This window comes from Promicromonospora citrea (assembly GCF_013004695.1).
Lineage (GTDB): Bacteria > Actinomycetota > Actinomycetes > Actinomycetales > Cellulomonadaceae > Promicromonospora > Promicromonospora citrea.
This window is the reverse complement of the sequence record NZ_JABEMG010000146.1, coordinates 1-10,397: the sequence shown is the minus strand read 5'-3', so window position 1 is coordinate 10,397 and position 10,397 is coordinate 1. Positions and strand designations below refer to the sequence as shown.

The window sequence follows — 10,397 nt, the reverse complement described above, 5'->3', positions numbered from 1 at the left end:
GCGGCGGCCGCGGGGGCTGCCTCGGCCGGGGCCTCGTCAGTCGGGGCCTCGTCGGCCGGGACGTCCTCGGCCACCGGAGCCTGCGCGGCAGCGGTCTGCGCCGGTGCGGGTGCGTCGTCGGCGGCCGGCTGCGCGGACGTGTCCTGCGCGGGGGCGGCGGTCTCGTCCGCGGGGGCCTCGACCGGTGCGTCCTGCGCGGGGGCGGCCGTCTCCACGGCAGCAGGCTCCTCCGCGGCGGTCTCGTCAGCAGCGGGCTCGTCAGTAGGCGCCTCGTCAGCAGGCGCCTCCGGCTCGACAGCGGCCTCGTCGGTCGCCTCCGCCTCCGGTGCCGTCTCCTCGACGGCCTGCTGCGAGGTGTCCTCGCTCGCCGTCTCGGCCGGCGCCGGGGCCGTCGCCTCGGTGGGGGTCGGAGTCTCGGCCACGGGCTCGGCCGCCGCGTCCTGCTGGACGGGCTCGGACGAGCGTGAAGTGGGTTCGCTCACTGGGTCTCAACTCCTTCGATGGTGACGGGGTTGGCGGGTGCGCCGTCGGTGACACCGGCCGCGGCCCCCTCGTCAGCGACTGCCTGGACGAAGTCCAGGCCGGATGTGATCGTGCCGAAGACCGTGTACCCGCCGGCGTCGTCCGACGGGATGGTCGATTCCTCGTAGACGAGGAAGAACTGGGAGCCCATCGACTCGCCGTCGCCGCCCACGCGGGCCATGGCGACGGTGCCCGCCGGGTACACGTCGTCGTCCGGGGCATTCTCGATCGGGCCGAAGGTGTACCCGGGGCCGCCGGAGCCGGTGGCCGTCGGGTCGCCGCACTGGAGCACGTAGATGCCTTGCGTGGTGAGGCGGTGGCAGGTGGTCCCGTCGAAGTACCCCTCCTGCGCCAGGGAGACGAAGCTCGCGACCGCCTGCGGCGCGCTCCGGCCGTCGAGCTCCATGACGACGTCGGCCTCGCGGTCACCCGAGCAGGCGTGCAGCGTGACCGTCCAGGTGCGGTCCTCGGCGAGCGACGGCTCGGCGAGCTCGTACGTGTCGCGCGCGTCCGTCGAGCCGGCGGGGCACGCGCCCGACGCCGCGGCCGGGTCGTCGGCGCCGCTCGTCTCCGCCGAGCTGATGAGTGCCGCGACGCCGAGCGCGCCGACCAGTGCCACCACGGTGAACAGGGCGATCAGCGCCCACAGCCGCTGTCTGCGGGCGCGCCTGGCCGCCTGCCGCTGCTCGCGCTTGCGTTCCTGCTTGACCTGCTGCGCGCGCTGCTGCTGCTGCTTGGTGGACGCCACCGCGTTCCCTTCTCGTGCCCGTGCCGGACCGTGCTGGACCGTTTCACCACTGGATCCGGGGCGAATCACCCCGTGCGGGGACAGTGTAGGCATCCGACGCCAGCTCATACCGTCCGAGCGTGCGCACGTCGGGGTGAGAACACCGGTCGAGACCGCCGGTCGCTACCGTGGACCCATGCCCGGAGCCCTGCACCTGCGCGTCGTCGTCGCACCCGTCTTCGGCACGAACTGCTGTGTCGTCTCCTCCGGGACGGCGACCGGCGCCGACTGCGTCGTCGTCGACGCCGGCGCAGGGGTCGCCGACGCCGTCGTCCGCCTGGTGGACGACGCCGGGCTGACGCCGCGCGCCGTCCTGGCCACGCACGGCCACGCCGACCACACGTGGGACGCCGCGGCGCTCTGCGCGCGGTACGACGTCCCGCTGCTGATCCACGAGGACGACGCCTACCGCCTGGCCGACCCGTTCGCGACCCTCGGCCCCGCGCTGGAGTCCGCCCTGGGCCTGCACCGCGACGCCTACCAGGAGCCGCGGGACGTCCGGCCCTTCGCCACGCCCGGCGGGGCTGCGCAGCTCGCGCTCGGCGACGTCGTCCTGCGCGCGCTGCACGCGCCCGGCCACACCGAGGGCTCCACGCTCTACCGGCTCGACGACCGGCTCGACGCCGCCGCGACCCCGACGGTCCTCACCGGGGACGTCCTGTTCGCGGGGTCGATCGGCCGGACCGACCTGCACGGCGGGTCGGAGGAGACGATGGCGCGCACCCTGCGCGACGTCGTGGGGGCGCTGGACCCGGCGCTCGCCGTCGTGCCCGGGCACGGGCCCGCGACCACCGTGGCGCACGAGCGGGCGACCAACCCCTTCCTCGCCCCGCTGCGCGCGCCCCGGGGTCGGTGAGGGACGGCCGGGCGTGCGCGCGCGGCCGTGGAGAGCCGAGGCCGACACCACCCCGGTCGTGGGAAGATCTGAGGCATGGCAAAGCCCACTCCTCTCTCCGGTTTCCCCGAATGGCTCCCTGACGGTCGCATCGTCGAGCAGCACGTGCTCGACACCTTGCGCCACACCTTCGAGCTGCACGGGTTCGCCGGGATCGAGACGCGGGCCGTGGAGCCGCTGGACCAGCTGCTCCGCAAGGGCGAGACCTCCAAGGAGGTCTACCTGCTCTCGCGCCTGCAGGAGGAGCCGGGGCAGAGCTCCGACAAGCAGCTCGGGCTGCACTTCGACCTCACCGTGCCCTTCGCACGGTACGTGCTGGAGAACTCCGGCCGCATCGCCTTCCCGTTCCGCCGCTACCAGATCCAGAAGGTCTGGCGCGGCGAGCGCCCGCAGGAGGGCCGGTTCCGCGAGTTCGTCCAGGCCGACATCGACATCGTGGGCGCGGGCGAGCTGCCCTACCACTTCGAGGTGGAGGCGCCGCTGGTGATGGCGGAGGCGCTCGGCACGCTGCGCGAGATCGGCCTGCCGCCGGTGCGGATCCTGGTGAACAACCGCAAGGTCGCCGAGGGCTTCTACCGCGGGATCGGCCTGGAGGACGTCGAGGGCGTGCTGCGCCAGATCGACAAGCTCGACAAGATCGGACCGGAGAAGGTCTCCGAGCTGCTCGTGACGGAGTGCGGCGCCTCCGAGGACCAGGCCAAGGCGTGCCTGGCTCTCGCGTCGATCTCCGGGTCGGACGTCGGCGTGGTCGAGGAGGTGCGCGCCCTGGCCGCGTCGCACGGCGCGGTGACCGAGCTCCTCGAGACCGGTCTGGCCGAGCTCGGTGCCCTCGTGGAGGCGGCGGCCCGGCGGGCGCCGGGCGTCGTCGTCGCGGACCTGAAGATCGCGCGCGGGCTCGACTACTACACGGGCTCGGTCTACGAGACGGTGCTGGTCGGCCACGAGCAGCTCGGCTCGGTCTGCTCGGGCGGCCGGTACGACACGCTGGCGTCGGACGGGAAGAACACCTACCCCGGCGTCGGCCTGTCGATCGGCGTCTCGCGTCTGGTGTCCCGGCTGCTGTCGGCGGGGCTCGCGGAGGCGACCCGCTCGGTGCCGTCGGCGGTGCTCGTGGCTGTGGTCTCGGAGGAGGAGCGCGCGGCGTCGGACGCCGTGGCGGCGGCCCTGCGGGCCCGCGACATCCCCGTCGAGGTGGCGCCGACGGCGGCGAAGTTCGGCAAGCAGATCAAGTACGCCGACCGGCGCGGGATCCCGTTCGTGTGGTTTCCGGGCGCGGCGGGTGAGGACGGCACCGTCGGCGCGGACCAGGTGAAGGACATCCGGTCCGGCGACCAGGTCGACGCCGACGCCACGACGTGGGCGCCGCCGTCGGGTGATCTGTGGCCGCGCGTGGTCCCGCGCGGGTGAACTGACGCCCGGATGTCCTTATTGCCCGGATAATTGAATCCTGTATCGGCTAGCCTCGCCATGAGGTCGTCAAGACCTCGCCAGTGATTTGACACCGCTGGCCGGTCCCCGGCCCCCGGGTCCAGGCCGATGGAGCAGTGATGGCAGGTTCGGGACAGGTGCGCGACGAGGCGCTGCGTGAGCGCTGGGAGCGGTCGCTCGTCGGGGTCACCGGAAGCCCGGTGCGTCGCAGACGGCGCCGGTCGGAGCGGGGCCGGGGCGAGCCCTCGGGCGGGCTGTGGCAGCGCGACAGCAACCGGCTGCCGACAGAGCGTCGCGGGCGCCGCCGCCTCGCCGTCTCCGCGCTGGCGGTCGGTGCGGGCCTCCTCGGGGTCGCCTCGGCCGTCGTGCTCGCGCCCGCCGGCTCGGAGCCGACGGCTCTCGTCTGCCCCGCCGGCGTCACGGCGAGCTGGGTCGACCGGTACCGCGACGTGCTCGGTCTGCAGGTGCCCGACCCGCGGGACCATCTCGAGGTCACCGCGTCGGCGGGCTCGCGCGTCGAGGTGTCCTTCACCGACGCGGCGGGGGCACGGTACCCGGAGGTGGTCGCCACGGCGCCTGGCGGCGGTGTGCTCGTCGTGGACCCGCCGCGCCCCGTCCCCGCCGACGAGCGTGCGCGGTGGCGCGTCCAGGTCGTCGTGACGTCCGGTACCGCCGCGGCGGTGTGTGCCGGGGGGCTGCGCTGACGACTTGACGCGCGTTCGTACGAGTGTTCGAATCGTCTCATGCGGTGGCACGGTCAGGCGATCTCGAACGACGACGGTGCGCTGCCCGGGCTCGAGCTGCCCGCGCTGCGCACGGCGGGACTGGTGCGCAGCGTCCGCTCGCCCGAGTTCGCGGGCGTGACCTTCCACGAGGTGCTCGCCAGGAGCGCGCTGTCGAAGGTCCCGGCGGCCTCGCAGATGCCGTTCCGCTGGACGGTGAACCCGTACCGCGGATGCAGTCATGCGTGCACCTATTGCTTCGCACGGAACACCCACGAGTACCTCGACTTCGACGCCGGTCGGGACTTCGACTCCCAGGTGGTCGTCAAGGTCAACGTCGACGAGGTGCTGCGCGCCGAGCTCGGCAAGCGGTCCTGGACCCACGAGGCGGTCGCGCTGGGCACCAACACCGACCCCTACCAGCGCGCGGAGGGGCGATACCAGCTGATGCCGGGCATCATCACCGCGCTGGCCGAGTCGGGCACCCCGTTCTCCGTCCTCACCAAGGGCACGCTCCTGCGCCGCGACCTCCCGCTGCTGCAGCAGGCCGCCGAGCGGGTCGACGTCGGGCTGGGCGTGTCCCTCGCGTTCGCGGACACGCCCGACGGCAAGGCGCTCCAGCAGGTCGTGGAGCCGGGCACGCCCACGCCGCGGGCCCGGCTCGACCTCATCCGCGCGATCCGAGCCGCCGGGCTGCCCTGCGGCGTCATGGTCGCGCCCGTGCTGCCGTGGCTGACCGACCAGCTCGCCCACCTCGAGCGGCTGCTCGACGACGTCGCCGCGGCAGGCGCCACCGGCGTCACCGTGCTGCCGCTGCACCTGCGGCCCGGCGCGCGCGAGTGGTACCTCGGCTGGCTCGAGCACACCCACCCCCACCTCGTCGACGGCTACGGGCGCGTCTACGGGCGCGGCGCGTACGCGCACAAGGAGTACCGCGACTGGCTCTGGGAGCGGGTGCGCCCGCTGATCGCGGAGCGCGGACTGGGCGGCGCGTCGATGCACCGCCCGGGCGCGCAGGCCGGGCGCGGCGACGCCGAGGGCGACTACCCGCGCGGCGCGTTCACCGGGGTCTCCCCGGACGGGACCGGCGCGGCGTCCCTGGGGACTGACGTCGGGAGCGAGACCCTGTTCTGATGCGCAACGTCCCGACGCGCCACGCGCTGGCGAGCCACACCCCGCACGCCGACCCGCGCCTCGCCGGCCGCCGCCTCGAGCCCCTGGCCGGCGGCTGGTCGGGGGAGACGTTCCGCGCCGAGCCGTCCGCTCCTGGTCAGGTGACACTCGTCGCGCGCTACCTCGCCGCGGAGCACCACGCGCCGGAGGCCGCGGGCATCCAGGCGGCCCTCCTGCGCCAGGTGAGCGGTCTGCTGCCGGTCCCCGACGTGCACGGCGCCTTCGAGAGCGACGGGCCGGTGCCGGGTTTGCTGCTCACCGAGCTGCTGCCGGGGGAGCGCGGCGACCTCGTGCTGGACCGGCTGGTCGCCGAGGGCCGGGACGACGACCTGCGGACCCTGGGGCGCGCCCTGGGCGGCGTCGCCGGGACGCTCGCGGGGGTCCGGATGTCCGACGTCGGGACGTTCGCCGACGAGACGCTGCGGATCGAGCCGTTCCGCCTCGTGCTCCCGGAGTGGGTCGACGACCACGCGGCGGGCCTGGCGGCGGTGGGGTGGTCGGGCGCCGAGGTCGCGGCCTTGCGTGCCGTCGCCGAGGACGCCGTGCCCGCCCTGGCCGGTGCGCAGCCGTGCCTCGTGCACAGCGACCTCAACCCCAAGAACGTGCTGGTCGACCCGGCAGGCCCGCGGGTGACCGGCGTGCTCGACTGGGAGTTCGCGCACGCCGGCCACCCCGCCACGGACCTGGGCAACCTGCTGCGCTTCGACCGCCACCCCGCGTACGTCGACGGCGTCCTGGACGAGTGGTGCGCCGTCGTCGGGCGGGCGACGGGGTTCCGGCCCGACCCCGCCGTGGCGGCGGACGCCGCCCGCGCGGCCGACCTCGTCGCCCTCGTGGAGCTCGCCGCGCGCACGGTGACCACGCCGGTCGTCCGGCGGGCGCGCCGGCACCTGCGCGCGATCGCCCGCACGGGGGACCTGCACGCCGCGCCCTAGCGTCCCTCGGGACGGCGCGTCCCGGGGGCGTCAGGTGCGCAGGGTCTCCAGGTGCTCCGCGATGCGGCCGATCGCCTCGGTGAGCACGTCGACGTCGGGCAGCGTCACGAGCCGGAAGTGGTCGGGCTCGGGCCAGTTGAACCCGCTGCCGTGCGTCACGAGGATCTTCTTGTCGCGGAGCAGGCCGAGCACGAACGCCTCGTCGTCCTCGATCCGGTAGACCTCGGGGTCGAGCCGCGGGAAGCAGTACAGCGCGCCGCGCGGGCGCACCGACGTGACGCCGGGGATGTCGTTGAGCAGCTTGTCGGCCAGCATGGCCTGCTCGTAGAACCGGCCCCCCGGCACGATGAGCGCCTCGATGGACTGGTACCCGCCCAGCGCCGTCTGGATCGCGTGCTGCGCGGGCACGTTGGCGCACATGCGCATGTTGGCGACGAGGGTCAGGCCCTCGAGGAAGTCCCTGGCGCGGTGCTTCGGCCCCGAGACCATGACCCAGCCGGAGCGGTACCCGCAGACCCGGTAGGCCTTGGACAGGCCGCTGAAGGTCAGGCACAGCACGTCGTCGCCGGCGAAGGTGGCGGTGTGGTGGTGCACGGCGTCGTCGAACAGGATCTTCTCGTAGATCTCGTCGCTGAGGAGCACCAGGTCGTGCTCGCGCGCCAGGTCCACGAGCCCCTTCACGGTGGCCTCGCTGTAGACGGCGCCGGTGGGGTTGTTGGGGTTGATGATCACCAGCGCGCGGGTGGCGGGCGTGATCCGCGAGGCGATGTCCTCGAGGTCGGGGTTCCACCCGTTGGACTCGTCGCAGCGGTAGTGGACGGCCTTGCCGCCCTGGAGGGTCACCGCGCCCGTCCACAGCGGGTAGTCGGGGGCGGGCACGAGGATCTCGTCGCCGTCGTCGACCAGCGCCTGGAGCACCATGCTGATCATCTCGGAGACGCCGTTGCCGATGAACACGTCCTCGACGCGGGTGTCCAGGCCGTGCGTCTGGTAGTAGTTCGCCACCGCCGTGCGCGCCGAGTAGATGCCACGACTGTCGCTGTAGCCCTGCGCCTCGGGCAGGTGGTGGATCATGTCGGCGAGGATCGCCTCGGGCGCCTCGAAGCCGAACGGTGCCGGGTTGCCGATGTTCAGCTTGAGGATCTTGTGACCCTCGGCCTCGAGCCGGTACGCCTCCTCGAGGATCGGACCCCGCACGTCGTACCGGACGGTCTTGAGCTTGCGGCTCTGCTTGATCTCGCGCACCGGCCCATGGTCGCAGGTTCGCGCGTCCGCGTGCGCGGGGCGGCTCCGGAGCGAGACGCCCCGGTCGGCGCCCTCGGCAAGTTCACCCGCTGTGTCCGGCTATTTCGTGTCTGACGGTGGTCGGCCGCCAGTAGGGTCCCGGTCGGGCACCGAAGCCCCCCAGCACTCGAACACCCGGACAGGTCACTCCCCGATGGCATCGACGCACGACGCGGCACCCGCGACCACCTTCTTCGACCCGTGGGCGCACCTGCCCGACGGCGCGGCCCTGCGGGCGGCGTGCGACGCGGGCGACCTCACCGCGGCCCTGGCCGGCCTGCGCGCCCTGCGCGTGCCGGACGACGTCGTCGCGGCGCTGTGGACCGTCGGGGGCCACGAGCTGGAGGACGAGGCCCGCCGCGACGCGTACACCGAGGCGGTCGAGGCCGCCGACGACGGCACGCCGCTCGCCCGCACCCTGCGCGGGATCCGCTACGTCACCGTGGGCTGGGCGATCCGCACGCGCCGGCGCGCCGAGCACGTCTCCGCCGCCCAGTTCGAGCAGTTCTTCGCGTGGCTCCGGCGCGCCGAGCGCGTGCTGTTCGACGTCTGCTGCGAGCACCCCGACTTCGTCCCCGCCTGGGAGGCGCGCATCACGACCGCCCGCGGCCTGCAGCTCGGGCACGGGGAGGCGCGCCGCCGGTACGACCGGCTCGCCGCGCTCGACCCCGCCGTCCACGCCGCCCGGCGCGTCTACCTGCAGCAGATCCTGCCCAAGTGGAGCGGCACCTGGGAGGACGCGTCGCGGTTCGTCGAGGAGTGCGCGGCCGGTGCGGCGCCGGGAGCGCTGGGCCCCGCGCTGCTGGCCGACTACGCCGTCGAGCGGGCCCTCGACGGCGAGCCGGCCGTGCCGCCCGCGATGGTCGACAAGGTCCGCGCTGTCGCCGAGGTCACCGTGCTGCACCCCGACCACGTCCGGACCGCGGCGACCGCGACGGCGCACTCGGTCTTCGCGCTGTTCTTCACGCTGGCCGAGCGACCGGCCGAGGCCTGGCCGCACTTCGCGGCGCTCGGTGACGCGCCCGTCGAGACGTTCTGGGGCGACGAGCGTGCCTACCGCAAGCACCGGGAGGTGGCCCGCAAGGCAACCGGCGCGGCACCGGTGCCCGCATGAGCGTGCCCGCGACCGGCGTGCCGGCGGGCTTCCCCGGCGTCGTCGCCGACGAGGTCGACGGCGTCCCCCTGCTCCTCGCGGCACGCGAGGGCAACGTGTCGGGCGGGATCGTCTTCCGGGTCGGCTCGGCGCACGAGACCCTGGCCACAGCCGGGATCACCCACCTCGTGGAGCACCTCGCGCTGCGCGGCCAGGTGCGCAGCGAGGCCCACCTCAACGGGCAGACGCAGGCGGGCCTGACCCTGTTCCACGTCACCGGCACGGCCGCCGACGTCGTCGCGTACCTCAACGACGTCTGCGCGGCGCTGCGGGACCTCCCGCTGGACCGGCTCGAGACCGAGAAGGACATCCTGCGGGCCGAGGCCGGCAACCGTGACCCCGGTGTCGTCGGCCGGCTGCGGATCAACCGGCACGGCGCGCGCGGGCGGGGCCTGGTCGGCTACGGGGAGCGCGGCCTCGACCGGCTCACGGCCGACGAGGTCCGCGACTGGGCCGCCACGTGGTTCACGCGCGGCAACGCGGTCGCATGGTTCACCGGGGACGCGGTGCCCGACGGGCTCGACCTGCGGCTGCCCGCGGGGGAGCGGATGCCCGCCCCGCCGCTGACCGACGTCCTCGGGACCACGCCCGCCTGCCTCACGGGCCTGCGGGACGGCGTCGCGCTCGACGCCGTCGTGTCCCGTGACGCCACGAGCCTCACCGCCACTCTCACCGCACTGGTGCTGCGCGAGGCGCTGCACCGTGCGCTGCGCGCCGACGCCGACCTCGCCGGCTCGATCGACGTCACGACCGAGGGCCTCGACGCCGAGCACGCCCGCCTCGAGATCGCGGTCCACGCCGTCGACGGGAAGCAGGACGCCGTGCTCGGCGGCGTCCTCGACGCGCTCGGCACCCTGCGCTACCACGTCGCCGCCGACGACCTCGCCGCCGCACGGGCCATCGCCGCGGAGGACCTCACGGCGCTCGCCGCGGCGCCGGCCGCCGACGTGCTGCCCTCGCTCGCCGGCCGGCTGGCGACCGGTCGCCCCCTCCAGCGGCCCGAGGAGGTGCGTGCCGAGATCGACCGCGTCACCGCGGAGGACGTGCGCACCGTGGCCCGCCAGGTCTGGGACAGTGCGCTCTGGCTCGCTCCCGGCACGCTCGACCACGTGGGCGTCGCCCAGGCCCCACGGTTCTCGGAGCAGCCCGCCGTCGGGCGGGCGTACCCGCGGACCGGCGCGCCCGAGGTGTCGCTCGTGCTGGCGGAGGACGGCGTCGGCCTCGTCGTGCCCGACGGCGGCGTCACCGTCCGCTTCGCCGACTGCGTGCTCCTCGAGACGTGGCCCGACGGCGCCCGCGCGCTCACCGGCGCCGACGGCTTCCGGGTCGCGCTGGAGCCCACGCTGTACGACGGCCTGGCGGCGGACGTCGTCGCCGGCCACGTCGACGGGCGGGTGCCCGCCGACGTCGTCGTGCGGCTGCCGGAACGGGCTCCCGAGGAGATCCCCGCCCCGGCGCCACCCGAGGAGCACGGCCGCCGGACGCGCCGCGCTCGGCG

9 protein-coding genes and 1 pseudogene are annotated in these 10,397 nt (G+C 74.6%); 7 read left to right on the top strand and 3 right to left on the bottom strand.

Annotated features, from left to right (window positions below):
• Positions 1-482, bottom strand: a pseudogene (locus HLB15_RS20135) (DUF349 domain-containing protein); the annotation flags it as partial.
• Entirely contained in the window at positions 479-1,270 is a 792-nt protein-coding gene (locus HLB15_RS20130; RefSeq protein WP_229785301.1) for a peptidylprolyl isomerase, read from the bottom strand. The pseudogene HLB15_RS20135 and the gene HLB15_RS20130, both read right to left, overlap by 4 nt.
• Before the next feature lie 175 nt (positions 1,271-1,445).
• Here HLB15_RS20130 and HLB15_RS20125 point away from each other — a divergent pair, with 175 nt between their 5' ends.
• The 5 genes from HLB15_RS20125 to HLB15_RS20105 all read left to right on the top strand — a co-directional run bounded on the left by HLB15_RS20125 (position 1,446) and on the right by HLB15_RS20105 (position 6,462).
• Entirely contained in the window at positions 1,446-2,165 is a 720-nt protein-coding gene (locus HLB15_RS20125) for an MBL fold metallo-hydrolase (RefSeq protein ID WP_171107995.1), read from the top strand.
• A gap of 75 nt (positions 2,166-2,240) precedes the next feature.
• On the top strand, positions 2,241-3,611 hold the full coding sequence (gene hisS / locus HLB15_RS20120) for a histidine--tRNA ligase (protein ID WP_171107993.1): 1,371 nt from the start codon (positions 2,241-2,243) through the stop codon (positions 3,609-3,611).
• Positions 3,612-3,751: 140 nt separating this feature from the next.
• On the top strand, positions 3,752-4,336 hold the full coding sequence (locus tag HLB15_RS20115) for a hypothetical protein (protein ID WP_171107991.1): 585 nt from the start codon (positions 3,752-3,754) through the stop codon (positions 4,334-4,336).
• Between the two features lie 39 nt (positions 4,337-4,375).
• Positions 4,376-5,488, top strand: coding sequence for an Rv2578c family radical SAM protein (locus HLB15_RS20110; protein ID WP_171107990.1), 1,113 nt, complete (start codon positions 4,376-4,378; stop codon positions 5,486-5,488).
• Entirely contained in the window at positions 5,488-6,462 is a 975-nt protein-coding gene (locus HLB15_RS20105) for a phosphotransferase family protein (protein ID WP_171107988.1), read from the top strand. The genes HLB15_RS20110 and HLB15_RS20105 overlap by 1 nt, the downstream gene beginning before the upstream one ends.
• A 30-nt stretch (positions 6,463-6,492) precedes the next feature.
• Here the strand turns inward: HLB15_RS20105 and HLB15_RS20100 are convergent, their stop codons facing one another.
• Complete coding sequence (locus HLB15_RS20100; RefSeq protein ID WP_171107985.1) at positions 6,493-7,707, bottom strand: pyridoxal phosphate-dependent aminotransferase; 1,215 nt, start codon at positions 7,705-7,707, stop codon at positions 6,493-6,495.
• A gap of 193 nt (positions 7,708-7,900) precedes the next feature.
• Between HLB15_RS20100 and HLB15_RS20095 the strand changes: the two genes are divergently transcribed.
• Both HLB15_RS20095 and HLB15_RS20090 read left to right on the top strand, forming a co-directional pair.
• The gene (locus HLB15_RS20095; protein ID WP_171107983.1) at positions 7,901-8,860 is read left to right on the top strand and encodes a hypothetical protein; all 960 of its coding nucleotides are present in this window, start codon (positions 7,901-7,903) and stop codon (positions 8,858-8,860) included.
• Positions 8,857-10,397: peptidase M16 family protein (locus tag HLB15_RS20090; protein WP_171107981.1), on the top strand; the 1,541-nt coding region annotated here is incomplete at its 3' end. The genes HLB15_RS20095 and HLB15_RS20090, both read left to right, overlap by 4 nt.

Excerpts from the sequence above, each read along its gene's own strand:
- HLB15_RS20125 (WP_171107995.1), top strand. The coding sequence starts at position 1,446 with ATGCCCGGAGCCCTGCACCTGCGCGTCGTCGTCGCACCCGTCTTCGGC.
- hisS (WP_171107993.1), top strand. The coding sequence starts at position 2,241 with ATGGCAAAGCCCACTCCTCTCTCCGGTTTCCCCGAATGGCTCCCTGAC.
- HLB15_RS20115 (WP_171107991.1), top strand. The coding sequence starts at position 3,752 with ATGGCAGGTTCGGGACAGGTGCGCGACGAGGCGCTGCGTGAGCGCTGG.
- HLB15_RS20110 (WP_171107990.1), top strand. The coding sequence starts at position 4,376 with ATGCGGTGGCACGGTCAGGCGATCTCGAACGACGACGGTGCGCTGCCC.
- HLB15_RS20105 (WP_171107988.1), top strand. The coding sequence starts at position 5,488 with ATGCGCAACGTCCCGACGCGCCACGCGCTGGCGAGCCACACCCCGCAC.
- HLB15_RS20095 (WP_171107983.1), top strand. The coding sequence starts at position 7,901 with ATGGCATCGACGCACGACGCGGCACCCGCGACCACCTTCTTCGACCCG.